This window comes from Streptomyces sp. NPDC050625 (assembly GCF_040654755.1).
In the GTDB taxonomy this organism is placed as follows: domain Bacteria; phylum Actinomycetota; class Actinomycetes; order Streptomycetales; family Streptomycetaceae; genus Streptomyces.
The window spans coordinates 1-26,216 of sequence record NZ_JBFAIQ010000043.1 but is presented as its reverse complement, the minus strand read 5'-3'; the positions used below and the strand labels follow the sequence as shown (position 1 = coordinate 26,216).

Annotated in this window: 20 protein-coding genes and 4 pseudogenes; 10 read left to right on the top strand and 14 right to left on the bottom strand. The window is 66.2% G+C overall.

The features are described from left to right. The 3 genes from AB0I54_RS43290 to AB0I54_RS43280 are packed head-to-tail and all read right to left on the bottom strand — an operon-like array spanning position 1 to position 3,456. A complete protein-coding gene (locus tag AB0I54_RS43290) occupies positions 1–942 on the bottom strand; it encodes a sugar ABC transporter permease (protein ID WP_363301876.1) in 942 nt (313 codons plus the stop codon). Between the two features lie 17 nt (positions 943–959). Beyond that, positions 960–2,297 (bottom strand): ABC transporter substrate-binding protein, encoded by a 1,338-nt coding sequence (locus AB0I54_RS43285; RefSeq protein ID WP_363301875.1) that lies wholly within the window; start codon positions 2,295–2,297, stop codon positions 960–962. A gap of 46 nt (positions 2,298–2,343) precedes the next feature. Continuing rightward, on the bottom strand, positions 2,344–3,456 hold the full coding sequence (locus AB0I54_RS43280; protein ID WP_363301874.1) for an ROK family protein: 1,113 nt from the start codon (positions 3,454–3,456) through the stop codon (positions 2,344–2,346). Positions 3,457–3,639: 183 nt separating this feature from the next. Here AB0I54_RS43280 and AB0I54_RS43275 point away from each other — a divergent pair, with 183 nt between their 5' ends. Together AB0I54_RS43275 and AB0I54_RS43270 are read left to right on the top strand one after the other, a co-directional pair. Then, positions 3,640–3,765 (top strand): hypothetical protein, encoded by a 126-nt coding sequence (locus tag AB0I54_RS43275; protein WP_363301873.1) that lies wholly within the window; start codon positions 3,640–3,642, stop codon positions 3,763–3,765. Between the two features lie 411 nt (positions 3,766–4,176). After that, a complete protein-coding gene (locus AB0I54_RS43270; protein WP_363301872.1) occupies positions 4,177–5,205 on the top strand; it encodes a glycosyl hydrolase in 1,029 nt (342 codons plus the stop codon). Between the two features lie 347 nt (positions 5,206–5,552). Here the strand turns inward: AB0I54_RS43270 and AB0I54_RS43265 are convergent, their stop codons facing one another. Both AB0I54_RS43265 and AB0I54_RS43260 read right to left on the bottom strand, forming a co-directional pair. After that, complete coding sequence (locus AB0I54_RS43265; protein WP_363301871.1) at positions 5,553–7,541, bottom strand: glycoside hydrolase family 9 protein; 1,989 nt, start codon at positions 7,539–7,541, stop codon at positions 5,553–5,555. Positions 7,542–8,574: 1,033 nt separating this feature from the next. Further along, positions 8,575–8,748, bottom strand: a pseudogene (locus AB0I54_RS43260) (transposase); the annotation flags it as partial. Between the two features lie 36 nt (positions 8,749–8,784). Here AB0I54_RS43260 and AB0I54_RS43255 point away from each other — a divergent pair. Further along, complete coding sequence (locus AB0I54_RS43255; RefSeq protein WP_363301892.1) at positions 8,785–9,717, top strand: hypothetical protein; 933 nt, start codon at positions 8,785–8,787, stop codon at positions 9,715–9,717. 54 nt (positions 9,718–9,771) lie between these two features. Here the strand turns inward: AB0I54_RS43255 and AB0I54_RS43250 are convergent, their stop codons facing one another. Continuing rightward, on the bottom strand, positions 9,772–10,416 hold the full coding sequence (locus AB0I54_RS43250; protein WP_363301869.1) for an SMI1/KNR4 family protein: 645 nt from the start codon (positions 10,414–10,416) through the stop codon (positions 9,772–9,774). Between the two features lie 44 nt (positions 10,417–10,460). On the opposite strand from AB0I54_RS43250, the gene AB0I54_RS43245 reads away from it, so the two are divergent. Further along, entirely contained in the window at positions 10,461–11,297 is an 837-nt protein-coding gene (locus AB0I54_RS43245; protein ID WP_363301868.1) for a DUF5753 domain-containing protein, read from the top strand. A 240-nt stretch (positions 11,298–11,537) separates the two neighbouring features. On the opposite strand, the gene AB0I54_RS43240 is transcribed toward AB0I54_RS43245, so the two are convergent. Continuing rightward, a complete protein-coding gene (locus tag AB0I54_RS43240; RefSeq protein WP_363301867.1) occupies positions 11,538–12,203 on the bottom strand; it encodes a hypothetical protein in 666 nt (221 codons plus the stop codon). A 510-nt stretch (positions 12,204–12,713) separates the two neighbouring features. Between AB0I54_RS43240 and AB0I54_RS43235 the strand changes: the two genes are divergently transcribed. Both AB0I54_RS43235 and AB0I54_RS43230 read left to right on the top strand, forming a co-directional pair. Continuing rightward, positions 12,714–14,363, top strand: coding sequence for a trypsin-like serine protease (locus AB0I54_RS43235; RefSeq protein ID WP_363301866.1), 1,650 nt, complete (start codon positions 12,714–12,716; stop codon positions 14,361–14,363). A 434-nt stretch (positions 14,364–14,797) separates the two neighbouring features. Then, the gene (locus AB0I54_RS43230) at positions 14,798–16,168 is read left to right on the top strand and encodes a M1 family metallopeptidase (RefSeq protein WP_363301865.1); all 1,371 of its coding nucleotides are present in this window, start codon (positions 14,798–14,800) and stop codon (positions 16,166–16,168) included. A 777-nt stretch (positions 16,169–16,945) separates the two neighbouring features. On the opposite strand, the gene AB0I54_RS43225 is transcribed toward AB0I54_RS43230, so the two are convergent. The 3 genes from AB0I54_RS43225 to AB0I54_RS43215 all read right to left on the bottom strand — a co-directional run bounded on the left by AB0I54_RS43225 (position 16,946) and on the right by AB0I54_RS43215 (position 19,816). Then, entirely contained in the window at positions 16,946–17,083 is a 138-nt protein-coding gene (locus AB0I54_RS43225) for a transposase (RefSeq protein ID WP_363301864.1), read from the bottom strand. A gap of 337 nt (positions 17,084–17,420) precedes the next feature. Next, entirely contained in the window at positions 17,421–18,650 is a 1,230-nt protein-coding gene (locus AB0I54_RS43220; RefSeq protein WP_363301863.1) for an MFS transporter, read from the bottom strand. Positions 18,651–18,706: 56 nt separating this feature from the next. Then, positions 18,707–19,816 (bottom strand): DUF5937 family protein, encoded by a 1,110-nt coding sequence (locus AB0I54_RS43215; protein WP_363301862.1) that lies wholly within the window; start codon positions 19,814–19,816, stop codon positions 18,707–18,709. Positions 19,817–20,178: 362 nt separating this feature from the next. Between AB0I54_RS43215 and AB0I54_RS43210 the strand changes: the two are divergent. Beyond that, positions 20,179–20,493: pseudogene (locus AB0I54_RS43210) on the top strand (transposase); the annotation flags it as partial. A gap of 228 nt (positions 20,494–20,721) precedes the next feature. Beyond that, positions 20,722–21,810 carry an IS110 family transposase gene (locus AB0I54_RS43205; protein ID WP_363301889.1) on the top strand — a complete coding sequence of 363 codons (1,089 nt, stop codon included), beginning with the start codon at positions 20,722–20,724 and terminating at the stop codon, positions 21,808–21,810. On the opposite strand, the pseudogene istB reads toward AB0I54_RS43205, so the two are convergent. The 3 genes and pseudogenes from istB to AB0I54_RS43190 form a co-directional block, all read right to left on the bottom strand. Beyond that, positions 21,771–22,370, bottom strand: a pseudogene (istB, locus tag AB0I54_RS43200) (IS21-like element helper ATPase IstB); the annotation flags it as partial. The gene AB0I54_RS43205 and the pseudogene istB overlap by 40 nt on opposite strands. A gap of 270 nt (positions 22,371–22,640) precedes the next feature. Continuing rightward, positions 22,641–23,331: pseudogene (locus tag AB0I54_RS43195) on the bottom strand (HAD-IA family hydrolase). A 253-nt stretch (positions 23,332–23,584) separates the two neighbouring features. Continuing rightward, the gene (locus AB0I54_RS43190; protein WP_363301861.1) at positions 23,585–23,905 is read right to left on the bottom strand and encodes a metalloregulator ArsR/SmtB family transcription factor; all 321 of its coding nucleotides are present in this window, start codon (positions 23,903–23,905) and stop codon (positions 23,585–23,587) included. 147 nt (positions 23,906–24,052) lie between these two features. Between AB0I54_RS43190 and AB0I54_RS43185 the strand changes: the two genes are divergently transcribed. Continuing rightward, the gene (locus AB0I54_RS43185) at positions 24,053–24,559 is read left to right on the top strand and encodes an ArsI/CadI family heavy metal resistance metalloenzyme (protein WP_363301860.1); all 507 of its coding nucleotides are present in this window, start codon (positions 24,053–24,055) and stop codon (positions 24,557–24,559) included. 598 nt (positions 24,560–25,157) lie between these two features. Here AB0I54_RS43185 and AB0I54_RS43180 read toward each other — a convergent pair. Beyond that, complete coding sequence (locus AB0I54_RS43180; RefSeq protein ID WP_363301859.1) at positions 25,158–25,364, bottom strand: cold-shock protein; 207 nt, start codon at positions 25,362–25,364, stop codon at positions 25,158–25,160. 397 nt (positions 25,365–25,761) lie between these two features. Here AB0I54_RS43180 and AB0I54_RS43175 point away from each other — a divergent pair. After that, the coding region (locus AB0I54_RS43175) for a hypothetical protein (RefSeq protein ID WP_363301858.1) at positions 25,762–26,216 on the top strand (455 nt) is incomplete at its 3' end.

Sequence of the window (26,216 nt, the reverse complement as noted above, 5' to 3'; positions counted from 1 at the left end):
TCAGTCACCTTCCTGTACGAGGCCGCCGCGTCGCCGCATCAGGAATGCGGTGAAGACCATCGAGAACACGAACAGGACGAGCGCGATGACGGACGCGGCGCCGTAGTCGAAGCGCTGGAAGCCGAGGTTGTATACGAGCTGCGGCAGCGTGAGCGTGGACTGCTCGGGGTAGCCGGGCTCGAACTGCACCCCGCTGCCGCCGATGACCCCGGAGGCGACCTTTCCAGCCACCAGTGGCTGCGTGTAGTACTGCATGGTCTGGATCACTCCTGTGACCACGGCGAACATCACGATGGGCGAGATGCAGGGCAGGGTGACGAACCGGAAGCGCTGCCAGGCCGATGCGCCGTCCAGCTCCGCCGCCTCGTACTGCTCCTTCGGGACGTCGAGCAGCGCGGCCATGAAGATCACCATCAGGTCTCCGATGCCCCACAGTGCGAGCGCGGTCAGGGCCGGCTTGGACCACGTGGGGTCGGTGAACCAGCCGGGCGTCGGCAGCCCGATGGCTTCGAGGATCGAATTGACCGGCCCCGTACCGGGGTTGAGCAGGAAGACGAAGGCAAGCGTCGCCGCCACTGGCGGAGCCAGGTACGGCAGGTAGAACAGGGTCCGGAAGATTCCCGCCCCTGTCTTGATCTTGGTGATGAGCAGCCCGATCCCGAGGCCGAAGGCCACTCGGCAGGTGACCATCACCAGCACCAGCCACAACGTGTTGCGCAGGGCGGGCCAGAACATGGGGTAGTCGCTGAAGACGTACGTCCAGTTGTCCAGGCCGTCGAAGACGGGGGGCCGGAAGCCGTCGTACTTCATGAACGAGAAGTACACGGTCGAGACCAGCGGGTAAGCGAAGAAGACGCCGAAGCCGATCAACCAGGGCGACATGAAGGCTGCGTTGCGAAGCGCCGATGCCCGGCGCTTCGACCGAAGTGTGTGCGTACTCATGGGTCCGCTCTCTGTTTCTACTTCTGCTTCGCGATGTCGGTGTCGATCTGCGCGGCGGTCTTCTCCAGACCGGCCTGCAGGTCCTTCTCCTTACCGGCCTCGTACCGGTAGGCGAAGTCCTGCAAGGTCAACTGGAACGCGCCGCCGTCGAGGTTGGCAGGCGTGGCGTTGGACTTCGGGTGCTGCGCGATGTCAATGAAGATCTTGTACGCCGGGTCGATCTCGAGCCTGGGCGACTTCAGTGCCCCGATCGTGGAGGGCACATTGTGGATGGCGTTGGCAAAAGAGACCACCGCGTCGGTATCTGTGGTCATGTACTTCACCAGCTCCCAGGCGGCGTTCTGCTTCTTGCTGGTGGAGGCGATGCCTATGATCGTGCCGGAGAGGGAGCCCTTGCCGTAGTCGGCCACCTGGTCGTCGGGGACGGGCATCGGAGCCGTACCGATCTTGAACTTCACGCCCGCGTCCTTGGCCATGCCAAGGCGCCACTCGCCATCGAACTGCATGGCGACCTGGCCGGTGTGGAAGGGGTGTTTGGCGCCCCATTCGTCACCGAAGGTGTTGCGGTACTTCTCCAGCTTGGTGTAGCCGCCGAGCTTCTCGACGAGGCTCTTCTGGAAGGTCATCATCTTCGCGAAGGCCGGGTCCTTGGCGATGTTTGACTTGCCGTCGGCGTCGAAGTACCTGGGGCTCCACTGGGCGACGTAGTACATGGGGGATGACTCGTAGCCGTGGTAGTCCGGCATGAAGCCGAGCTGTTCGTAGGAGTCGCCCTTGGTCTTGGTCAGTTTCTGGGCGTCTTTCGCGAACTCGCTCCAGGTCTTGGGCGGCGCGGTGATCCCCGCGGCCTTGAAGGCGTCCTTGTTGTAGTAGAGGCCGTACGCGTCGTTGAGCAGCGGCAGCGAGCACTGGCTGCCGCCGAACTGCGTGTACTCGAGCAGCGACTTGTGGAAGACCTTGGCCGGGGCGATCTTCGACTTCTTGAGGAAGGGTGTGAGGTCGACCAGGGCGCCGGAGCTGCAGAACTTGCCCACGCCGTCGGCGTTGAACGATGAGACGATGTCTGGGGCGTTCGAACCGCCCGCGCGCAGCGCCTGGTTGATCTTGTCGTCGGTCATATTGCCGACGAGCTTGACCTTGATGTTGGGGTGCTGCTTCTCGAAGCGGGTGACGTTCTCCTGGATCGCCTTGACCTCGCTGGGAGCGCTCCAGCCGTGCCAGAAGGTGATGGTGGTCTGCGCGTTCGGATCGTCATTGGCCGCGGAGCCGCTCGAGCCCGTACAGGCCGAGGCAAACAGGATCATGGCGGCGGTCGCCGCGAGCGCGGCGGCTGACTTTCGAGTGCGTATGGGCATAACGGGTTGCCTCTCTGTAACGGATTGGTGGCGGCTGCCGGGTGGTTCAGCGGGAGGTGTCGAAGACTTCGTCGCGCGTGGTGGCCAAAGCGGTCTCCAACGCGCCACGCAGGACTGGGCTTTCTCCTACGGATCCGAGAACGACACGGGGCCGGGTCGGGGCCAGTTCGGTGAGTTCTGCGAGCACGCGAGCGCGCAGCGGCTCCCCGCCGGCGGCGATCACGGCGCCGGCCAGGACGACGAGTTCGGGGTCGAGTACGGAGACAATGGAGGCGAGACCAGTGGCGAGCCCGGTCGCGTACGCGTCGAGGAGCGTGCGGTACGCCCCCTCGTCCGCGGCGGCTGCCCGGGCAACCAACTCGGTGGCGACTTCGGCGGACGGTCCGTGCCCCAGGTCCTCGATGCCGAGCTCCCGGGCCAGTCGGGGCAATGCCTGGGCGCCGGCCAGCTCCTGGAAGCCACCGCTGTTCGTCCTGGTCACCTGGCGCACCAGCGGGGCGCCGGGCACTGGCAGGAAGCCGACCTCACCGGCACCACCGGTGAATCCGCGGTGCAGTTGGCCACCGATGATGAGCGCGGCGCCGAGACCCTCCTCGTTCCAGAGCAGTACGAAGTTCTCATGACCGTGGGCGGCGCCCAGGCGCTGCTCCGCGACGGCGACCAGGTTGACGTCGTTCTCGTACTCGACGGGCATCGGCAGCACGGCGGCGAGCGCGTCGAGGAGGTCGGGGGAATGCCAGCCGGTCAGATGGGATGCATACCGCAGCCGCCCGGTAGACGGGTCAAATGCACCCGGCGTGCCGATGACGAGCCGGTGCACATCGGAACGGGCTACCCCGGCGTCCTTCACCGCCCCGTCGAGCGCCTCGGTGACCTGCCCGACGACACTTTCGGGCTGCCGCCTCGGGGTCGGCACCTCAAACTCACCGACGGTCGCCCCGGTAATGTCGGCCACCGCGGCACGGATCCGATCCGGCGTGACATCGAGCCCTGCGGCGAAAGCGGCCCGTGCATCGACCGCGTACAACTGGGCGCTGGGTCCGGGCCGCCCTTCCGTTGTCCCGGTGGCGACGACAAGTCCGGCAGCTTGCAGCCGTGCGAGCAGCTGGGACGCGGTGGGCTTGGACAGGCCTGGAGTACCGGGTGTGGTTTCGGCCACGGATGCACCTGCCCTCTCGGCTGTAAGTTCCCGCATCGGTGCTTTCCCGTGATTGTTAGGAAAGTTTCCTATCGATGTGGAAGGAAGCTAAACCGCAGGTCCGGCGGTCGTCAATGGCCAGCCCGATACAGGCAACCAAAGCGTTACCTGTGAGGGGGGTCGGGTCGCCGGGAGCAGGGAAGGGTGCCTGCCGCCGAACTCGCCCTCGCCATGGCGGCCTCCGCCGACGAGCCGGCGGACGCGGTTGGAGACGTACGAAAGGCGCTGCACGAGTGCGTGCTGCCACTGACCCAGAGCGGCCCGACATGACAGGCGCACCGATGTTGCCGATCGCCCTGGTGTCCGTCGTGGCGTACATCGGGTCCTTCCACAGCTGGTGGCTGTTGCTGGACCTGCGGTCGGTGGGCTGATCTTCGGGATCGGACATGGCGTACGGGCGGGCGGACAGATGAGGAGGGCAGCCCTCTGGGCCGGCCGGCACCTTGTCGCGCCGCAAGGAGTTGCAGGGGTTCGTGATGCAGGCAGTACTGATCGAACACGACCGGACGGTCCCCATCCCGATGGATCAGGATGTCTGGTCGAGAGAGGAGACAGAGACCCCCTGCACCGATGCGGCACAGTTCGCCGGGAACGGAGCGTTCGTTCAGCTTGCTTTCGCAGCACGCTCCGTCGTGAGGCCGCCTCATCAATTTCTCACGATCTAGTCGGCACCCTGACGGCATGAAGAGCAAACTCTGGCGCTGGAATGCCGCTGATCTGCGGCAGTCCTCCGAGCCCACGCGATCCCGACGCTCCGTCACGACCGCCGCAGCAGCGGTGCTGCTGATGACTCTCACCCCGCTCGCCACCGCATGTTCCGGCTCAGGATCGGACACGAGTCATGGGCAGGTCCGAGCCACCGCTGCAGCAGCGGCCCTGTACGAGGACAATCTCGTTCCTGAGCAGGGAGCGCTTCTCGGTCACTACTACGGTGCGGGCTCGATGGCCGAGACCGACGCCCGCATAGGACGAAAGCCGGCTGTCCACCTCACCTACTACAACTGGGAGGACGACTGGGCGGGCTCCTCGGCCACGCGCGAAGATTTCGCCGAAGGCCGCATCCCGCTGGTCAACTGGGAGCCGTTCGACGTCGACTTCGACAACATCATCAACGGAAGCCTGGACTCGACGATCGAGGAGCGCGCCGACGGGGCCAAGGCACTCGGGAAGGAATTCTTCCTCGACTTCGCGGCGGAGATGAACGAAGAGGAAGGATGGGGCGGACACGATCCGGAGAAGTACGTCGCCGCGTACCGCCACATCCATGACATCTTCGTGGAGCGAGGCGCCACGAACGTCGTCTGGGCGTGGTGCCCGAACGTCACCGACAGCCCCGACGCCCCGCCGGTGATGGACTACTATCCAGGCGATGAATACGTCGACTGGACGGGTGTCGACGGATACAACTGGGGAACGTCCGATCCGGACTTCCAGTGGCAGAGCTTCGAGGAAGTCTTCCGCGACATCTATGCCAAGCTCGCCGAGAAGGGCAAGCCCATCATCATCGGTGAAATGGCCTCCGACGAGGTGGGGGGCAGCAAGGCATCATGGATCGATGGCATCGTCCCGACCCTGAAGACTGAGTTTCCGCTGATCAAGGCGGTCGTCTGGTTCGACGTCGACAAGGAACGCCACTGGCAGATCAACTCCTCGCCGTCGTCGCTGAAGGCCTACGCGCGCATGGCGAGCGACCCGTACATGAATCCGTGACCTGACTCGACGTCGAGAGCCCGGTGCGCTTAGCAGTGCACGCCGGGTTCGGGAGGCGATCCGGAGAAATGGGCTGGCCGTGAGGCCAGTACCGCGTTCCGGGTCGCCTTCACTCACTGATCGTCTTTCCAGGCGGCGATCCTTGCCTCTTCCCGCTCGGTGGCCTTTGCGGGAGTGGGCCTGCACGCTCCAGCGCACAGGACCTCCCCTGGCACCACCGGCCGCATCGGCATCGGTGCCGTCCCCAACGGCAACGTCGGTCTCCAAGACCAAAACTGGTTCTTGGAGACCGACGGCACTCCAGCCCCGAGATCAGGCGTCCCGGGAGCCGGGGAGCGGGGAAGTGATCAGCTGGCGGTCAGGGAGAAGGCCAGCAGGGCACCCGAGGTGAAGTCGATGGCCGACTCCACGGTCTGCCAGGCGCCCGCCTTGTCGACGTACTGGGCGTTGTGGCCGTCGAAATTGCTCCAGGGGACATTGCCCGGCGAGGTCGCCTCGCAGGGCTTGGTGTTGTCGAACAGGGCGAAGGACTGAGCCAGCCTTTCGGTCGAGTTGGGTCCGTTGACCACAGCGCCGCGCAGGATGTTGCCCGTGCCGTCCAGGCTCCCCGCCAGGTTGGCGACCGCGTGCACCGGGCAGTGCGGGAAGACCTGGCCCGCACCGATCATGAACGAGGTACCCCAGGAGTTGGCGCCGAGAACCCAGCTGCGCTGCTGCGTGGCGAAGGCGTCGTAGCTGTGGTCACCCGTCGCCTTGGAGTAGAGCCTGGCGGTGGTGATGGCTCCGAATGTATTCGGAACGGCGTCGAAGTCGTTGTAGATCGAGCCCGCCCCGAAGGGGTCGCTGCTGGCACGCGAGACGCCCGCGGCGAGCTGGCGGCGCAGGTCGTCCTTGAGGTTCGCCGGGCTGACGCCGCCCGCGCTGGACCCGTTGAGGACGGTGAGCAGGTCGTAGTGCGCCAGGGCACTGACATCGCCGATGCCGAGGGTCATCTTGTCGGTGGAGTTCAGGTAGGACTTTGCCCAGTCCGCCGCGTACCCCTTGAACTCGCCGGCCCGGCTGTCGCCGAGCTGCTGGGCCGCGAGAGCCATCTCGGTCGCCGCGAACTCCAGGTCGTCGTACCAGCTCTTCTCGGGGTAGTAGGTCTTCGGGTAGGCGGTGAACAGCTGCCCGGTGTGGTTTTGGTCGGCGTGGTTGTAGACGTCTGCCGCCTTGTCCAGCCACTCTGCGGCCTTCGCGGGGTCCGACCGGTAGGCGTTCTGCGCGGCCAGCGCGAATGCCGCGGCCACCTTGCCCGCCAGGTTGGGGCTGATCTTCCCGCCCGGCGCCGCCGCGCGGAGCAGCGGCCTGTACTTGACCAGGTAGTCCGGCTCACCCGGCTGCACGTTGAGCGCGTCGTCGGCCTCGGGCAGCCGCCACGAGTCGTGGTCGCCCTTGATGGTCTCGTAGTTGCCGATGCCGATGCCGACCTGACCGTAGAGGGTCTTGCTGTTGCCGTCCCACATCTTGTTCAGCCAGTCCACACCGTGCTGGGCCTCGGCGGACATGCCGTCGATGTCCCCCACGTTCCGCTCGCCGAGCAGCAGCTCCGCGGTCGAGTAGGCCGTGGTGTGAGTGAACTTGAGGTAGTCTCCGGCGTCGAACCAGCCGCCGGAGACATCTCTGGGGCCGCCGTTGGCGGCGGTCAGGGGTGCGGCGAGAATGTCATAGGTTTCGCCGGTCTCGTCGTCGATCACCTCTTGGTACTGCGGGTCGTCGTAGACCGTGGCGCTCTGGTCGGCGAGGTGAGAGGGCTGACGGTTCATCACCGACGAGTTGACGTCGGCGCCGTCACGCTGCCCCTGGAAGTAGCGGATGTTGTCCTTGATCAGCGGATCCATGAGGTTCCGGGCGGTGGCGACCTTGAACGCGGGGGACGTGCCGCTGGCAGATCCGGTCAGTTCCACATGATACGTGCCGGGGGTGTTGACCGACGTCAGGTCAATCGCGTGGACGGAGTCGTAGGCAGTGTTCCAGCTCCCGGTGGAGGCGCTGAGGCCGCCGGTGGCCACCGTGGTCCCGTTCCCGTCGACGACCCTGAAGCCGGCATCCGACAGGCTGCTGCTCTTGCCCATGACAAAGGCCTGCTTGGTCTCGCCGACGATGTAGCCGACCTGGTTGACCCGGACCTCAGCCTGGCTGGTGACCGCATTCGCGGGTGGTGCGAGGACCACGGCCGTGCTGGCCATGGCGACGGTGGTGGCCAGCAGGGTGGCTGAGCGCAGGCGGCGGGAGGTCCGCCGGGCGCTGGATGGGGGCTGCGCTCCGTGCAGACCCGGGCTGAGGGGCATGCTCATGTGGGTGAGTACTCCTTGATCGAGGGTGGAGAGCGGGGCGATCCCGCGAGGAAGCCCGGGTACAGGCCCCGGGTCTGCCAGGTCGGTCGGACGCCGCGCCGTTCGGTGGCGTGGCGTTCGTCGTCCCGGTTGGCCCAGACGTTGGGTTGCCGGCGACAGGCCCGTTGGAGGGGAGCACGTCTGGGAGTGGGCACCGGGTTCAATGCCGTACCGACGAGGGGTGAGACAGGGTCGAGCGAGTTGTGCCTACCTATTGCGGCGGCAGACTGTGACAGCGGCCCCCACCCGGTCTGGGCGGCGAGTGCACCACCGTCGGCAGCACTGATCCCTGGGACGATTCGACGGGTCCTGCCGTATCCCGAGCTCCGGCGACCGCATGGCAGACGGCCGCCGGGGACCCGGGATGGCGCGAAACCGACCAGGTGAGATGCAGCGATGGCTGCGATTGACAATCCCAAAGAGAAAGAAAGGAAACTTTCCTAACTATGGGAGGGACCGTAAAGGGCGGGTAGCGAGCAGGTCAAGAGGCCAGGGGCGGGAATGTTCCAGTGGTCGGTCTGCGCAACATTGCGTAGACGGTGGGGATCCTCGGACATCGACCGGCGGCCGAGGATGTGAGCCCAGCCCAATTCCAGCCAAGTCCCGGCATCAGGCCACAGAACTGCGGCCTCCCCGACCAGCGCCGCAGGTCCCCGAATGAAGGCGCAGCAGACGCAGTTGCCCACCGCTGCGTCTGTCTCGGTCTGCTCTGCACTGCGGGTGGACGGTCTTCAGGAGTCTGTCCGCGTCATCGCGGCTCCGCCCGGGTCGGCCGATTGGTAACGCTTCCACAGACGGGGCCCCGCACCATTGACACACCATCTTCCAGGGCCGTACGTTTCGGGCGGCAAGTTAGGAAGCTTTCCTAACAATAACTTTGTGCCAGCTGTATCACGTGAGAAGGGAAGGGCCTGAGCCATGGCCAGCACGCCCGGATGAGTCAAACAAGTGGCTCTTAGGGGGCGTTTGAAGTAGGCAGATTGCCCTTGATGCCCTAGTGAGTTCCTCGATAGGTAGGGGTGGTCTCGTCCGTTATGCGCTTGGTGAGGTTGTCGACCGAGGCGATGTGGATCATGGCTTCGGAGCTGGCGGTGAGGGTCTCGTAGTCGCGGGCAAGGCGGCGATACATCATGATCCAACCGATGCTCCGCTCGACCACCCAGCGTCTCCCACCTACATCGATCCCCAGCTCGAAGACGTGAAGATGGACTGGAAGGTGGCCAGTTCCTGCGACGACCAGTGCATTCAGACCCCGCCGAAATGGACGGACGACAACGGGACCGACACCGGCGGCTCGGCCTACTGGGTGACCCAGACGTCTTCGCAGTACGACCGCAGGTGGGGCACGGTACTGACGAAGTGGGTCGGTTCCGGCAAGAAGCAGATCGACCTCGGCTGGGAGGTGACGGCCAAGGTGGGAGCCGGCGGAAATGACGCCACCGCCAACTTCGGCACCTCCGGTGACACCCGAGTGCGGGAACTGGCCCCCCGCTGCGACACTCTCGTTGCCGGTGCCAAGCCCGGCTGCACGCTGCCCTACTTCCACCCGACGTTCACCGTCGACACCAACCTGTACCCAGCCGCCGGCGCGTACTACTGGCTGATGCAGGAACGCCTTCCCGACCACGCAGGCGCACGTCGTTGGGATTCCCTGCTGCACTACCTGGGTCCCGACACGACGGTGAAGAACTCCGCCGGCGACCCATGGACAACGGACGACAGCCGCAAGGTCGTCTGTCCCACGTCGTGGAAGAAACACACGGCGGACAGCTCCGTCGGCGCCACCGACTGCGACGAATACGCCATGGCGTCCACCCATGAATCGGGCGGGTTCCCCGGCGGGGTCAACCAGGTCTCCGGCGGAGACCAGTGCGCCCAGTACTTCACGGACCGCATGACCAACGGGAACACCGAGTTCGGTCTCTTCGCCGACACCCGTACGGCCACGCGCGGCCCGTCGGGCAACGAACGCTGTGGCAGGGCCGCAATCAACTCCACCCAGAACGAGAAAGCGTTCAGCAAACTCCCTGTCGCCAGATGGCGCCTGCTCGACAACGATGGATACTTCGTCAACCTCCCCGGCTACGCCCACTGCCAGGGCGCGGACAAAACCTGCACCTGGAAGAAGATCGGATAGCCGGTAAACGCGAGAAGGGGCCCGTCGTGGGCCCCTTCCTCGCGTTGCGGCCGCTCACGCCAGCGGACGCCACCGACGCTGCTCGTCCTCATCCAGGGAACTGTCCAGCCACACGAGTCGGCCGTCCAGCAGACCAGGCGTCCCCCCGGTGGCGAGCGCCGGAGTCTCCAAGCTGTCCGCGATCTCTTCGAGGTAGGTCACCAGGGAGTGCTGCGGCTTGGTGCCGTCCGGCAAGAGGTACTCGTACTTCGACCAGTGCCACATCAGCCTCGACGCACTGTCGAGATATGTGCCCAGAACGGTGTCCTCCTCACCGAAGGAGAAGACGGGAATCCATGGCCGCTGCCATACGACGATGTCCTCTTCACCCGGGACACCAGGGGTCGCGTATTCCTGCTCCGTCTCCGCCTGGAACTCCATCTTGCGCCGGTACACCTCTATGACGTCGTCCAGACGCATCAGGGAGCGGTTATCGAGCCAGAAGCCGCCGCCGTTGACGTTCCCGCCCGAGACGAGCCCCCACAGCGTCCGAAGCTCCGTCGGCGCGGCGAACCCCAACGCCGCCTCCACCGCTGCAATCTCCTCTGCGCTCGCGCCCGGACCCAGGGCCGCATGCGTCACGGGCGCATGCTCACGAAGACACGCCTCGATCCGCTGCCATGCGTCCGTGACTTGCCGTGCCGTTATCTCCTCGGTCATGGCGGCAGCGTAGCGGGACAGACTGGCCCGTCGCCCAGCTCTCCGTGCACGTCCCGACCAAGCCTGGACATCCTCAGAGAGATCTTCCACAAGCCGTCCGCCGGCGGCCTGGGCCTGGGCGCGGACGACTTGCAGAGCGGCTCGGCTGGCCCCACTCCAAGATCTACAAGCTGGAGGGTGGACGGCAGACCGCGACGTCGGAGGACCTGCGCGCGTGGGCCGCCGGGGTCGGCCGCCCCGACGTCTACGACGAACTCGAAGGCCGGCTCAAGGCCTTCGAGTCCCACATCCGATCACGGCGCCGCCAGCTTGCTGCCGGCCATCGGCCCGTACAGGACAGCTGGAACCTCGAGGTGTCGCGGACCCGGGTCATCCGCGCCTGGGAAGAGGCGGTCATCCCCGGCATGCTCCAGACTGCCGACTACGCGCGATCCATCTTCCTCCGGTACGCGACCCTGCACGGGACAGCACGCGACACCGAGGAGGCCCTCCGGTCCCGGATGCGCCGCCAGGAGTGGCTGTACGAGGCAGGCCGCCAGTTCCATGCCCCGGTCTGGGAGGCAGCGCTGCATGCCTTGGTGTGCCCGCCACCCGTCCTCGCGGCCCAACTCGACCGGCTAACGGGAATGGTGGGCATGGATACCGTGGAGATCGGCATCATTCCGCTCAGCACCTTCCTCAAGATCCCCACGGCCAACGTATTCTGGGTCCTCGACGACCGGCTCGTCATCACCGAGGACTGGCATGCCGAGCTGTGGCTCGACGACACCGACGCGTGGCCACCTACCTGCGCATCTGGGAGATGCTGCAGGAGTCACCCGTGTGGAGCGGACGCCCAAAACGTGATCACCCAAGTGCGGCGAGCGGTCCGTCCACGCTGATTGGGGCTCAGCGGACCGGGAGAGGCTGCGGTCCGTGGCCACCAGCAGGTGAGCACTACCACACGCGGAACCACAGTGAGTTCTGGTGTCAGACCGGGCCCTTGCTGGTCGGCCGGGAGGCCTGACTGCTGATGGGATGGCGTGCCTGCCGAGCAACACCCTCGACGGCTTCATAGCGGGCACCGGCCTGTCTCTCGACGAACCAGCGCCACCTTGACGAGCCGCAGTCAGTAAAAAAGCTCAGAGCTTGCGGGTGATGAGACGCTTGCCGTCCTGCGCGGCGACGATGAGGTTCCACGCGGTGGCCTTGTCACCGTCGTCGCCGTCCCACCAGGTCGCGAATGCGTCGGCCAGCCGCCTCACCTCGGCCTTGGTGCTCTTGCCGGTATAGGTGGTGGAGACTTCGACGTCGTAGTCCCGGTCACCGAGGTGGATGAGGACCACCTGGCCGACCTCCCGGGCAGGCTGCTTGAACCCGTTCGTGTCGGCCCAGGACCGGAACTGGGCCAGGAGGTCCGGATCGGCTTCGCGACGTGTCACTGGCCTGACGGGCGGATGAGGGTCCTTGCCCGTTCCCACGCCTTGCTTGCAGCCCAGTACCCAGGCGCCGCGGTCCTTCTCGACGACGTTCTGCGGCTCGGCCGTGAGGGACCGGCGGACGCAGCCTCCCCACACCACTTCGCGGACCGCGGAGCCCTTGCCGCCGTCCTTGAAGATCCGTCTGCCTTCACGCCATCCGGCGTCGTAGGCCGCTTCGTAGCCGTGCTCGGCGGAGGCACGGGTCGCGGGTGACTCCGGCTCGGCACTGCTGCCACTGCCCCCGCTGCCGCAGGACACGGTGATCAGGCCGAGTACGGCCGCCACGACAGTGAGCCTGATCGGCCGTGCTTGTGCGGGTACGTGCATGCCCCGTTTCCCCTCTCAACGCCCTTGACGGTCCAACCGTTTAGAGCGTCCTTGCGGTCCTTTGGTTGCTTCATGGAATCGCCTTTACGTTCGCGAGTGGGTGTGGGTAGGGTCCAAGATCGCAATGGACCGGGCCGAACTGACCACACGGCTCGTAAACGCCTGTATACAGGGGGAAATTTGAGGCTGAGACACAGCCTGGCCGCTGCCACGGCGATAGCGGCCACTTTCATCTCGACATCCGCGTGGGCCGATTCCACACCTGCGCCGGTGACAGCGTCACCGAGCAGCTCACGGCTGAGCCCGTCACCATCCGCCTCGCCGTCGGAGGAGGCGACACCGACCGCTCCGGACGGGCCGGCCTCGCCGCCTTCGACGAGTGCGGGCGCGACCACAGCTCCGCGCTCTCCGTCCGGCCCGCCGGCCACGCCCAGCACATCGCCGAGCGCGAGCACCCCGGGCGACACGACACCGGCGACGGAACTCGAGAAGTTCTGGACCCCGGAGCGCATGGCACAGGCCGTCCCGGTCGACGAAGATCAGCCTCTGCCGGGACAGACGGCCGGTGCCCGCCGCGGCAAGGCCGTCGCCCGGACCTCGCCCTCACACACGTTCGAGGGCATCAAGGAGGTGGGCACCTTCTTCTGGCAGGACAGCGACCTGAAGTACCGGTTCTGCGCCGGAACCGTCGTCCCCTCCCCGGGCAAGGACCTGGTGCTGACCGCGGCGCACTGCTTCGACACCACCGACCAGCACAAGAAGCTCGTGTTCGTGCCCAAGCACCACCGGGCCGACCCCAAGCCGTACGGACTCTTCCCGATCAACGTCGGAGAGATCTACGCCGACCCCCGCTACCTGCGCAAGGGTGGTGACCATGACTACACGGACCTGGACTTCGCCCTGCTGAAGACCGAGCCCCGCTCGGATGGGAAAAAGCTCCAGGACGTGGTGGGAGCGATCCCGATCGGCTACGGCACGGGCTTCGACCATCCCAAGACCAGGGTCATCGGCTACCCCTGGCTGCCGGACGACGACGGCAAGTACAAGCCCCATCAGGACCCGCTCGATTGCACGTCGCCGATGAAGAAGTTCACCACTGCCAGTTCCGGCGACTGGAAGGGCGGCACGTTCTCCCAGATCGACTGCGACGGCTATGTACGCGGAACTTCGGGCGGCCCCTTCATCATCGGCGGCGACCACCCGCAGGTAATCGGCGTGACGGGTGGCTGGCAGACCGGCGGACACAGCGACGACACGTCGTACTCCTCATACTTCGACAGCGACCTCAAGCGGATCTACGACGCTGCGGTGGCGGGTAAGATGCCGGCCCCCATCGTGCTGCCGGCCGCGTCGACGTGGAAGCACGCCAAGGACATCGCCTCCGGCTATTTCGCCCTCAACGGGGCAGTCTCGGATGACCGCATGGACATGTTCGTCTTGTGGTCGGACGGCGAGCTGACGATCTACCGCGGTGCGGACAAGGGCCTGAACTACTTCGACAAGGAGATCAGGGTCCAGAAGCCGAACAAGCTGTGGGCGGAACACGCCAAGCAGGTGGTGGCCGGCGACTTCACCGGTGACAACGGTTCCGACCTGCTCGTGCTCTGGTCGGACGGAGAGGTCACGCTGTACCCGTCGGTGGACGAGAAGGGCTTCCACGGCGAGAAGCAGATCGTCGCACCGAACGGGACGTGGAAGCATGCAGAGGCGATGACCGCCGGCCGTTATGGCGGCAACAAGTGGCAGGACGACCTCGTCGTGCGCTGGTCCGACGGCGAATTGACGGTGTACCAGAACACGGGGACGAGCCTTGGCAAGGAGATCAAGGTTGTCAACCCGAACAAGCTGTGGACCCACGCGGTCGAGATCGGTTCCGGTGACTACACCCAGAACGACACCTGGGACCTCGTGGTGCGCTGGTCGGACGGTGAACTCACGCTGTATGACGACTTCACCGGCACCGGTGACACCTGGGGCGAGCACAAGTGGAAGGCCCCGAACGACCTGTGGGAGCACGCCATGCTCGTCACGGGCGGCGACTTCAGCGACAACCCGTGGCCGGACGACACGATCGTGCGCTGGTCCGACGGTGAGCTGAGCCTGTACACCGAGGGCAACGGCTCAGACATCGGCAAGGAAAACGCCCTCGTCAAACCCTAGGATGCGACGCTGAGCCGCAGTATCTCGCGGCACACCCCGTACGGGGTGTGCCGCAGGGTACCCGTTCCCGCACGGCATTCCCTCCAGGTGCGTGCTGTCGGAGTGCGAGCACATCGTGCCTCGGCCGTAGTCCGCGGGGCTGATGGACTGAGCCCGGGGGCACCGGGGTGCGGTGGACAGTGATCGTCCGGCCCGGCTGAATCTTCGGGCTGCGGGCACGTTCGAGTCGTCGAGCGGACAGCTGTCCAACCGCGACAGGTAGAGGACGGCGTTCTCGTTCCTCAGGTGTCACCGTTTGCGTCGGATTTGCACGGATGATGCGCACGCCCCCGGAGTTGTTGTTTGAGGGAGCCGTTCTGGCGTTGCCATCGCCGCCCATTGCACCAGGAGGTTCGATGCGTTCTGCTCGGTTGTCCCGGGCTGCTCTGTTCACCGTGCTGCTCCTCACCGTCGGGACCGCCTGCACGAGCTCCGACGCTCGCCCCGACGAAGCCGCCAGACCTGGTGCGGCTTCGGCAGGGGACGCCCTGTTTCCCGCGCTGGGCAACCGCGGCTACGACGTCGCGCATTACGCGTTGACACTCGACTACGTTCCGGAGACCAACCAGCTGGCCGGCACCGCGGTGATCACAGCACGAGCCCAACAACCCCTGAGCCGCTTCTCCCTCGACCTCGCGGGCCTGAGCGTGCGCGACGCGAGCATCGACGGAGCCGACGCCGAGGCAAGCAGCAAGAAGAACAAGCTCACCCTCACGCCCGCTCATCCGCTCAAGACCGGCGCGACCTTCACGACCACCATCCACTACTCCGGCACCCCGAAGATGATCACTGATGCGGACGACGGCGTGGAGGGCTGGATCGAAACCGACGACGGCGCGACGGCGCTCGGAGAACCGACAGGCTCGATGGCCTGGTTTCCCGGCAACCACCATCCGTCCGACAAAGCTCGGTACGACATCACCATCACCGTCCCCAAGGGCTACACAGCCGTCAGCAACGGCGAGCTGACCGGAATGTGGGACAAGGGAGGGCGTACGACGTCGCGTTGGCATATGGGTGATCCGATGGCCAGCTACGTCGCAACCGTCGTAGTGGGCAGCTTCGACATATCCACCACGACCACTACGCAGGGGCTTCCGGTATACATCGCCATCGACCCAGACGAGGTCGAGGACTCCCCCGACATGACCGAGCTGATCCCCGAGATCATCGACTGGGCAAGCAGCCGGTTCGGCCGCTACCCCTTTGCCAGCACCGGGGCGATCGTCGACCATCTCCCCGATCTCGAGTATGCGCTGGAGACCCAGACCAAGCCGTACTTCGAGAAGGCCCCCGATGAAACGCTGGTCGTGCACGAACTTGCCCATCAATGGTTCGGGAACTCCGTCACCCCGCACTCCTGGCAAGACATGTGGCTCAACGAAGGGTTCGCCACCTACGCCGAATGGCTCTGGCAGGAAGACCAAGGCGACACGACCGCCGACAAGATCTTCGACGCCTTCTACGACGGCACCCACCCCGAAAGCAAGGGGATCTGGGACTTCCCGCCAGCGCAACCCCCAAGTGCCAAGCACGTGTCCGACTCTCCCGTCTACGGACGTGGGGCCATGACCCTCCACCGTCTCCGCAAAACAGTCGGCGACAATATCTTCTTCACCATCTTGAAGACGTGGACCACCCAACACCGACACGGCAACGCCCAGACTACCCAGTTCATCAAGCTGTGCGAGAAAGAGTCTGGCATGGATCTGACTGAACTGTTCGACACCTGGCTCTATAGCAAGGGAAAGCCGACTCTCGCATAGCCGTTTCAACGATTAGACGGTTGAACGGGCCTTTTGGAGTGCTCCGAGTTCCTCGGGTCCGCTAGTTCGACATGCCAAATTCCGCAACGCACCCCTCGGAGATTTTCGAGAAATCTCCTTGCTTGCGAGACTTGAGAATGATTGGGTCAACTTGGCACCCCGCCACCACGACCGATGGGTTACAGGATTACATTCCACGTAATCCGAGGATGAAAGCGAGAAAATATGCGTTCTCTCAGGATGGCCATTGTTGCCAGTTTCACCGGAGTGGCATTGGCGTCGGGAACGCTCGCAGCAACATCGGCGGAGGCGATGTCCGTAACGATCACCACAGCGGCGGCAGCCAGCGGAGGCTGTACAACGTGGACGAGCGACTCCGGCCAGACCGGAAACGCCAAATGCACTGGCGGCTCTGCCACCAGCACGCACCGCGCAGTCGTCACCTGCATGAGTCGATACGGCGGCGGCGTCAAGTGGGAGATCACCGGTCCCTGGAAACCCCGCGGGCGGACCTCGTCTGCAACCTGCTCCGTTAACCACGCGGCTATGGTGTACTCCCTCAGCCATGAACACTCGCACCACGGCTGAGGCGTCTTGGCAAGACGACGAACGTGGGCCGCGTTGAGGAATGGAAGCACCTGACTTGACTCTGTCGGGGATCTTGGAGTTGCCGAGGTCAGGTGCCAGGGTTCGCCAGGACTTCGGCCGGGGGATCTCGCGCTGGTCGAGGTAGTTCTGGAAGGCAGTCGGCTGGCGGGGCGTGGGTGTTTCCTCGGTCTACGTCAGTCCACTGAGGCGCTCGATGTTGACGGCGATGGCGGTCAGGACGTGCTGGATGTGGGCCTTTCCCTGTCCTCGGTAGCGGCAGCGTCGCATGCCGTGTCGGTGGGCGAACTCGCTGATGGTTCCCTCCACTCCGGAGCGCACCGCCTAGCGGGTCTTCCACTCGGGTGTCTGCTGCTCGGTGCGGACGCGGAGTTGCAGGTCGCGGAGTTCTCGTGGGGGAAATCCCACGGTCCGGGTGCTTTCGCGGGAGGCGCTACAGTGATACGCGCCGGGGACACCACAACGCTCGTATCCCTCGACGACTGGTACGGCGGGCACATCTTGGCCCCCGTGGACACCCAGATCATCGAGGCAGCAACCGGCTCGTCGCTTGGCGGGGCGGGGAGCCCCGCGCCGTCAAGCCCTTCACGTCAGGCGATGAGCGCACCGAGGTCGCGACAGCTCACGCCCGAGCGCTGATGGGCTGTCAGCCGGCGTACTGCTTGTCATCAGCAGTGCCGTTCGAGAGCTGACGGGACTGCCGCGCCCCGACTCGGACGAGGACGAGCGTAGCGGTCACGGCGAGGAAGACGAGGGCGGCGCCCGAAAGCAGGAAGGCACCCTGGACTCCGGTGAGGGCGATGGCGGTCGAGGCCACAAAGGGGGAGACCGCCAGGGCTCCCGCTACCCCGGCCTCCCACAGGCCCAGCACCTTCGCCAGATGGTGGCTCGGTATGCGCTGCTGCACCAGTGCAATCAGCGGAATGTCCGTGAGGGCCGAGGCCAGCCCGGTGGCGATCAGAAGAACCGCTGCCACGGCAGTGGAGGTGACCGTTCCCAGCGGGGCGCGGAAGATTCCGAGCGCAGCCCAGGCCAGCACCGCGGCCAGGGCGAGCCGACGAATGCGCAGGCCGGCAAGGAGGAAGGCGCCCACCACCTCGGCGACCCCGGCGACGCCCAGCAGCAGACCGTACTGGCCGCCCTGCCCCACGACGGCGACCAGCCCGACAGTCAGGAATCCACTGGTCAAGGCGAGGGCGAGCACGAAGGTCACGATGACCACCAGCACGTCGGGGGCGGCACGTACGGCCCTGAGCCCGGCTGCGAGATCGGACCACAGCCCCGACTGGCTGCCGGTCGAGGCGGGGCGTGTCACGCGGATGGCTGCCACGGCACCCGCCGAGGCCACGAACGTCAGCCCATTGATCACCAGTGCCCACTGCAGCGAACCATAGGCCAGCAGCGGCGCAAGCGTGAGTGGACCGACGAAGAAGGCGGCTCTGAAGGCGACCTGGAGAAAGCCGTTGGCCTGCTGGAGGCGGTCGGCGGACACGATCTGCGTCACGATGGCGTTGCGCGCCGGAGCGAACGGGGCGCCGATCAGCGCCAGGATCGCCGTGGTCGCCACCAGTACCGGCAGGTTCAGCAGGTCAATGCAGAGCAGTACCGAGGCCACCACCACCACGGCGACCCGGGCCAGGTCACTGGCGATCATCAGCTTGCGGCGGTCGCGCCGGTCGGCGTACGAGGCGACCACGAACGTGGCCACGAACGCGGGTGCGAACGCGGACACGCTGACCAGAGCGACGGCCGTCGGATCCTTCGTCAGTGACCAGGCCAGCCAGGCGGTCGCGGCGGTGTACAGGCCATCGCCGAAGCGTGAGACGCCCTGGCCGACGAAGAGAAGCAGGAAGTTGCGGTCCCTCAGCAGTGACATGCGGCCACTGTCGGACCTCCTCGGATGCCCGATCCACTTATTAGGCAGATGGCTAATCAGTGCCCGTCGGTGCTGTTCAGGAAGCTCTCCAGGCTGGGGGCGAGGCCCGTCACCTGCCCGGGCACGAGCCGGTACAGGACGTAGTAGCCCTCGCGGCGGCGTTCGAGCAGGCCCGCGTCCGCCAGCACGCGCAGATGCTTGGACAGGGCGGCCTCGCTGACGCCGACGAGCGGGGCCAACTCCTGTGTGCTGCGCGGGTGTTCGGCGATCAGCCGCAGGGCGCGCAGCCGGGTGTCGTCGGCGAGCGCCCGGAGCGTGCCGACGAGTTGGGTCGGTGGAATCCTCGGGCGGGCTTCCCGGGCGATCGAGGATACGGGGAAGACGAGTCCGAGGGGCCACGGACTGTCGCAGTTGACGCGTACGTGCGGCCACACGTAGGCGCTGGGGGCGAGTACGAGTGTGTCGTCCGGGCCGATGGCGACCTCGTGGTCGTGAGGTCGCTCCAGCCAGAAGCGTTCGGCCTGTGGATCGCTGCGTACCTCAGGCCACAGGCCGCGGAGCATCCCGTACAGTCCGCGCTGCTCGATCTGGTGCCCGGCCTCGCTCACCCCGGCGGCCAGTTCGGGTTCGAGCCGCGCCCATTCCTCCTCGAACGCCTCCCGCCAGTAGTGCTCCAGCATGCTAAGGAACCGTTCGAGCAGCGCGCGGGGGTCGTCGAGGAGCATCGCGGCCATGGCCTCGTCGCTTTCCCGAGCGACTCGCTCGCGCAGCAGGCGGCGTACGTCCGGTTCGTCCAGAACGTTCGGATGCCTGCCTGCGTCGTCGCCCGGCCACGGGGTGAGCAGCGGGACGGCGAACTCCAGACGGACCAGGTCGGGATTCGCTGCGCGCAGGCGGGTCAGTTCACCCGCGAAGTCGGGCAGCCCGCCCGTCGGCTGCGGAAAGAGGAACTCGGGAAAGTACGAGCGCACCGCGTAGGAGAACGCCTCGATCTCCCGCTTCAGTGCCGGGGACAGCCTGCGCATCGCACGCACCCAGCCGTGCTGGACGGGGTGGTGCTTGGGCTCCACCAGCACATGGAGACTCAGTACGGCCTCCATCGCCGGCGAGTAGGCGAACCCCACCCGCTCCGCGCCGTCGGCAGGAAGCCGGAACGTGATCGTCATGACTCGTCATCCTCGCCGCCCAGCGCCCGCCGCGGGCACCGTACCGCGCGGATTGGTGAACTATTCAGCCACCCGAATCGATCACTACCCTCCGGCCAACTGTGACGCTCAGAGTGGCCACCCGAAGCACTCCTTACCTTGTTGGCGGGTTGATTCCGGTCCTTCGTACGATCGGGAGGCCCAGGGGCCTGGGTGTGGCTGAAAGCGCTCATGCCGTACGTGTGGCTTTGACTGATAGGCCACCCAGTGCCCCGCGACGACACGGCCACTCATTGGGATGAGCGAACAGAGATCGCTTCGTAAGGACACGTCGGCGTGGTCGTCTGCAGGGTCCAGAAGACCGAACGGCGAAGGGGGCTCGGGTGCCCGAGCTGTGGGCGGGAACGGATGCCGTCAAGGCCGCGCATCACTGCACGATGATCGACTCGGACGGCACCAGGCTGTTATCGCGCCGGGTCCTCAACAACGAATCCGAGCTGCTGGAACTGATCGGTGACGTCCTTGCGCTGGCCGAGGACCGTCCGGTGACCTGGGCAGTCGAATTGAACGCGGGCGGGGCCGCACTGCTGATCGCCCTGCTCACCAACCACGGTCAGCGCCTGCTCTACATTCCAGGCCGCACCGTGCACCACGCCTCCCGCAGCTACCGGGGCGATGGCAAGACCGACTGGGAGGATCCTCGTGGTCGCGGTGTTCTCTGGCTGGTCGGACTCAAAGACAGATCGGCTTCGTGCCTTGTTAGCGACGCGTCGACCGGCTGGAGGGCACCGCTTTGCGGTGCCGGTCGGGTGCGCTGTGGCCTGATAGGGGCATGAGGTATCCCATCGCAGTCTTGCCCGCGCTGCCTCGGCCGGCACCGCCTTCCTGTCAGCGCGATGCGAGGAGCGAGGGTGGACAAGGCCGGGGTGGTCGAGGCTGACGAGGTTCTGGTCACGGTGGGGATCGACACGCACGTGGATGTGCATGTCGCTGTGGCTCTGGACCAGTTCGGCCGCAAGCTGGATGGGATCAGTATCGCGACCACAGGTCACGGGCACCGCCGCCTGCTTGAGTGGGTCCGCGCACTGGGCACTCCTCACCGGTTCGGGGTGGAGGGCACAGGTGCCTACGGCGCTGGGCTGACCCGCTATCTGAGCCGTCAGGGCATGGACGTGGTGGAGGTCATCCGGCCGTCCCGTCAGACCCGACGACGGGCCGGCGGCAAGAACGACGCCATCGACGCCGAGGCAGCAGCCCGCGCGGTCCAGGCCGGCACTGTCATGGGCAAGGCCAAGTCCCAGGACGGCCCGGTCGAAATGTTCCGCACCCTGCGACTTGCCCGCCGATCCGCGATGAAGGCCCGTACACAGGCCGCCAACCAGCTCCACGCCGTCGTCGTCACGGCTCCGCAAGAACTGCGTGACCGCCTGCGCAAGCTGTCCCTGGCGGATCTGGTTGCCACAGCGGCCAGGTTCCGCCCCGGCAGCGTCACCTCGCTGGAGGCCGCTGCCAGACTCGCGCTGAAGAGCCTGGCAACCCGCTACCAGCAACTCACCCAGGAGATCACCGCGTTGGATCAGCAGATCGACCGGCTTGCCCACCAAGCCGCACCAGACCTGATGCAGATCAAGGGCGTCGGCTTCGACACCGCCGCAGCCCTGCTGGTGGCTGCTGGTGACAACCCTCAGCGTCTGCGGTCGGAAGCGTCCTTCGCGCACATGTGCGGCGTCGCCCCGATACCAGCCAGCTCTGGGAAGACCAACCGCAACCGCTTCAACAGAGGAGGCAACCGGGAAGCGAATCGAGCCCTCTACATGCTGGCCATCAACCGGCTCAGTTACGACCCCCGAGCACGGGCTTACGCCGCCCGCCGCACCGCCGAAGGCAAGACCAGATCCGAGATCGTCCGGTGCCTGAAGCGCTACCTCGCACGCGAGGTCTTCAAGGCTCTGATTAGTGCAAATAGCTCTGTCCCTCAGCCGCAACCAGGCCCTGCCGCTGCCCGCACCGCCTGACACAGGCGCATGATCGACTTGACCCATAGGAGCGTCTGCGTTCCGTTAGTGGTGATCACGTCGCAGTGGTGGAGGAGCCGGTCGAGGATGGCGGTGGCCAGGACCTCGTCGCCGAACACCTGTCCCCATTCACTGAAGGTCTTGTTCGAGGTCAGGATGATCGAGCCCTTTTCATACCGCTTTGAGATCACCTGGAACACCAGGTTCGCTTCTCCGCGTTCGAGGATCTCGTAGCCCACCTCGTCGACCACGAGGACGCCCGGCCGCAGGTAGGTGCCGAGCTTGTTGGCCAGACGCCCGGCTGCTTCGGCGGCCTTGAGGTTGCGGACCATGTCGTCGAGGCTGGTGAAGTAGACGGAGTAGCCGGCCCGGCAGGCCGCGACCGCGAGAGCGACGGCGATATGCGTCTTGCCCACCCCGGGCGGTCCCAGGAGAGCGGCGTTCGCCTTGGCCTCGACGAACGAGAGCGTCGCAAGGTCCTTGACCTTGCGGGAGTCGAGGTCGGGCTGGAAGGAGAAGTCGTACTCATCGAGCGTCTTGTGGGCGCGGGCGCCAGCGCCCCTCGAGCTACCCCCGCAGGCGCGGGGACGACGTCCGCCTTACGAGGACCCGCACAGCCTGTCCAGAGTGTTTGTAAGCACTTCTTTGGGCACCAGCGCACCAGCGTTTCGGGGCTCCACTGATGTACCAAGTTGATCTGGCTCCACCGGTATGACAAGACAGTTCAGGCCAGGGTCAGGAGGGCCTGTGCATCGCATCTTGCGGGACTGGACGGTGTTCGGTCGCCGGGCCCTCAACACCGCGCCGGAAGTCGCCCCGGTCGGGCCAGGTCAGAGGAGCTGGAGCACCTCGGCCAGCGCGCCGGGACGCTGGTCAACGGGCAACGGATCGACTAGGTGGACCCGGCACCCCAGCGTGGCAGCGCCGACGTCCGCAACAGGCTCGTCTCCCACCATGAGTGCATCGCCGGGTGCCACTCCGAGCTTGTCGCACGCCATCTGGAAGATCCGGGGATCGGGCTTCTTCACCCCGCGCTCGAAGGAGAGGAAGTAGGCGTCCACGAGGGCATCGACACCGTGGTCGCGGAAGACAGGGCGCATGTCCCAGCCGATGTTGCTGACGACAGCGACCGGGATGCCTCGCGCGCGCAGGGCGCGGAGGGTTTCCTCGGTGTCGGGATAAGGGAGCCATGCCCCGGACACTTGGGATCGTTCATACAGGGCCTCGGCCAGGTCAGCCGCAGGCAGCTTCGCTTCCCGGGTAAGGGCTGTGAAAGCAGCCCGGTGTCGTTCGGCGGTCAGATCGCGCTCCCGCCACAGTGCCTCCAGATGGGGCGGCACTGTGCGCGGAGGAACCCCCTCCGGGCTGAGCCCCGAACTCTTCCAGCCGGCTGACGCACGCGTCGAGTTCACTCTCGGGCACGTCCAGACCGGCCTTCGTTGCCACCGCGCGCAGCCACTGCGCGGCCGATTCGATCCGGAAGAGGGTCCCGGAGAAGTCGAACATCACACCCTTGATCATGCAGCCGATCCTGGCGGCGCCGATGAGCCGGCCGCAAGCCCAAGGCGATCACTGGCCGCACCATCGCGGCCAGTGGAACCACCCGATCGACGTGGGGCCAAATCACCGTGCTACAGGGGCGTGAATCACACCAACGCGCGCCCCCTGCGACCCGCCGCTGGGGCCAGAACAACTCCGTGCACTGAAGCCAAAACAAGTGCTTTCAGACAGGCGGCGGCGCGTATTCAAGGACGCGCGGCAGTGTTCTGGCAGGTCATGCGGGGGTCTTCGCGGGCACGGCTGGGGTCTGGAGCAGGGCGGACAGCTTGGCCAGGGCCTGGGGCAGCACCCAGTAGTACACCCAGGTCCCGCGCCGCTGGGAACCGACCAGGCCGGCTTCCCGCAGCACTTTGAGGTGGTGAGAGATGGTCGGCTGGGAGACGTCGAACGGGCCGATGAGGTCGCACACGCATGCCTCGCCGCCCTCGTGCGAGGCGATCAGCGACAGCAGCCGCAGCCGGATGGGGTCCGACAGCGCCTTGAACATCCGCGACAGCTCGGCCGCGGCCTCCTCGCCCAGCGGCTCGCGGACCATCGGCGCACAGCACGCCGTGTCCTGGCCGAGCACGGGCAGACCAGCTTGTTTCGATATGCCTCTATGTTGACATCCATCTAATCAAGTGCTCAACGTCGCTTGTATCGACAGACGTCGAAACAAGCTGCTTCCTGATGGGAGACCGCCATGTCCCGTGTCCAACTCGCCCTGCGCGTCGCCGACCTGGAGGGCTCGATCGCCTTCTACTCCAAGCTGTTCAACGCCGAGCCCGCCAAGCGCCGCGACGGGTACGCCAACTTCGCTATCACCGAGCCCCCGCTCAAGCTCGTCCTCATCGAGGGCGACGCCGGCGAGGACACCCGCCTGGACCACCTCGGCGTCGAAGTCGGCTCCACCGAGGACGTCACCGCCGCCACCACCCGACTCAAGGAGGCGGGCCTGGCCACCTTCGAAGAGAACGACACCTCCTGCTGCTACGCCCTGCAGGACAAGGTGTGGGTCACCGGCCCCGGCAAGGAGCCGTGGGAGGTCTACGTCGTCAAGGCCGACGCCGACACCCTCGGCAAGAGCGCCGACACGCCGGAGGCGTGCTGCGGCACCACCGCCTGCTGCACCCCCGACGAACAGGCCCTCGAACTGTCCCAGACCCCGGCCGAGGCGAAGGCCGCCGCCGGGTGCTCCTGCGCAAGCTGACTGCGGCCCATGGCCCTGGGGCATCGAGGGCGAGGATGCCTGCGCGGCTGTGCCGGGCCTGCGCATTCGCGCCCGTGACCATCGCGCAGGCCTCGCCGGGACGTGTGCGTGCTGTTCGCAGCGGTCGCGGGGTGCGCAACCCAGATGCGCAGTCGGGCCGGGTGGCTGGCTTCAGCTGCTGCGCAATCGGGGGCCGGTTGCGCAGGTTTCGGCGGCAGGGGTCTGCGCAACGCTGTGACCTGCCGTGGTCGGGCTCATGGTCGGGGCTGGACCTTGCGTGGTTGGGGGTGGTGAGGGCCGTGGTCGGGCCGGTGTGTTGGTGCTGAATTGTCTGCAACCACCGGTGCTCAAGCGGCCGCCCGCAGCACTACCGTCGGCGTCCACGTCGGCGAGGTCCAGGTCCTCAACTGACCGGCCGTGGTTGGTTCCGAGGCGGCTGCGCGGAGGGCGGGGATGATGTGTGCCCTGCGTTGGCGGCCCCTGGCCGATTGCGCCCGGGAGTCTGGCTGCTGAGTGATTCGATCAGGCGAGCGGGGATGGTGCGCCTACGTAAGAGCGTCCCGCCAGTTTCGGCTGGCGGGACGGGGCCAGCCGCTGGTCAGCTGATTCTGGTGACGTTCTCCGCCTGGGGGCCCTTGGGTCCCTGGGTGACGTCGTACTCGACCTTCTCGCCCTCGTTCAGCTCCTTGAAGCCTGTGCCGGTGATGGCACGGAAGTGGACGAACACGTCCGGTCCGCCGTCGTCCTGCTGGATGAAGCCGAAGCCCTTGTCGGCGTTGAACCACTTCACGCGGCCTGTTGCCATTGCTGTAGATCCTTCTTGATGTCCCACGGCACCGAGTCGCGGTGCCGACCGCAGCCGTTCGGAGGCTCGGCGGTCCAAGTCTCCGCCTCCTGCAGGGGCTTCGCCCGTATTGCCGGGCCGGGCTCAGACCACCGTCCCCTGCTGAGAGCCTTTACCTGGGCCGGTTAGCTGGCGCTGACCCGCGCGGGCGGCCGCGCATCCGCCTCTGCCGAGCTGTGCGGTCGCCTCGGCGGGCCGGGTCAGCCGCACGGGGATGAGCGATTCGCTGATTACCTCAGCGTGTGATGACCTGACGGCTCACCCGCCGCAAGGCCGGTGCTGAAGATCGCCGCGATGTCGTACACGGCAGGGCCTGTCCGGCCGATCATGGACGTATGCCGTCAGGCATGATGCCTCGGTGAGCATCATCGTCAAGTTCTTCATGGCGCCAGATGACGCGTCTGCGGCTTTGGCTCTTAAAACCGGGCCGGGACGTGTCGCGTCGCTTTCCTTCGGCAACTTCGACCCCGAAGAAGCTGTGGTCGAGTGGGAATGTCTCCTTGCCGGTGGCAGCTTCGAGGAACTCGTCGAAGCCGGTGAGCCTCGTATCGTCGCCGATCAGGGTGACGGTGGCTGTGTCGTCTTCGCGATCTCGCCTCGCCTGTCCGCCGCGCTCGCCGAGGCCGAACGGTCCCAGTTGCGGGATGTCGCCGTCTCGTGGGCCACGCAGCGCGCGGAGGACGGCGAGGTCATCGGCACGGAGATCGCCGACGGGATCCTAGTGTCCTGCGCCAGAGATCCGTCGGCAGAAGCGGGCGAGGGAGTCGAGGATCTCTTCGGCGGTCTTGGTCCAGATGAACGGCTTGGGGTCTT

Bases quoted from the DNA above. Each gene is read 5' to 3' on its own strand.
- AB0I54_RS43290 (WP_363301876.1), bottom strand. From the start codon at position 942: ATGAGTACGCACACACTTCGGTCGAAGCGCCGGGCATCGGCGCTTCGC.
- AB0I54_RS43285 (WP_363301875.1), bottom strand. From the start codon at position 2,297: ATGCCCATACGCACTCGAAAGTCAGCCGCCGCGCTCGCGGCGACCGCC.
- AB0I54_RS43270 (WP_363301872.1), top strand. From the start codon at position 4,177: ATGAAGAGCAAACTCTGGCGCTGGAATGCCGCTGATCTGCGGCAGTCC.
- AB0I54_RS43265 (WP_363301871.1), bottom strand. From the start codon at position 7,541: ATGAGCATGCCCCTCAGCCCGGGTCTGCACGGAGCGCAGCCCCCATCC.
- AB0I54_RS43255 (WP_363301892.1), top strand. From the start codon at position 8,785: ATGGACTGGAAGGTGGCCAGTTCCTGCGACGACCAGTGCATTCAGACC.
- AB0I54_RS43250 (WP_363301869.1), bottom strand. From the start codon at position 10,416: ATGACCGAGGAGATAACGGCACGGCAAGTCACGGACGCATGGCAGCGG.
- AB0I54_RS43240 (WP_363301867.1), bottom strand. From the start codon at position 12,203: ATGCACGTACCCGCACAAGCACGGCCGATCAGGCTCACTGTCGTGGCG.
- AB0I54_RS43235 (WP_363301866.1), top strand. From the start codon at position 12,714: ATGGCACAGGCCGTCCCGGTCGACGAAGATCAGCCTCTGCCGGGACAG.
- AB0I54_RS43220 (WP_363301863.1), bottom strand. From the start codon at position 18,650: ATGTCACTGCTGAGGGACCGCAACTTCCTGCTTCTCTTCGTCGGCCAG.
- AB0I54_RS43215 (WP_363301862.1), bottom strand. From the start codon at position 19,816: ATGACGATCACGTTCCGGCTTCCTGCCGACGGCGCGGAGCGGGTGGGG.
- AB0I54_RS43190 (WP_363301861.1), bottom strand. From the start codon at position 23,905: ATGGTCCGCGAGCCGCTGGGCGAGGAGGCCGCGGCCGAGCTGTCGCGG.
- AB0I54_RS43185 (WP_363301860.1), top strand. From the start codon at position 24,053: ATGTCCCGTGTCCAACTCGCCCTGCGCGTCGCCGACCTGGAGGGCTCG.
- AB0I54_RS43180 (WP_363301859.1), bottom strand. From the start codon at position 25,364: ATGGCAACAGGCCGCGTGAAGTGGTTCAACGCCGACAAGGGCTTCGGC.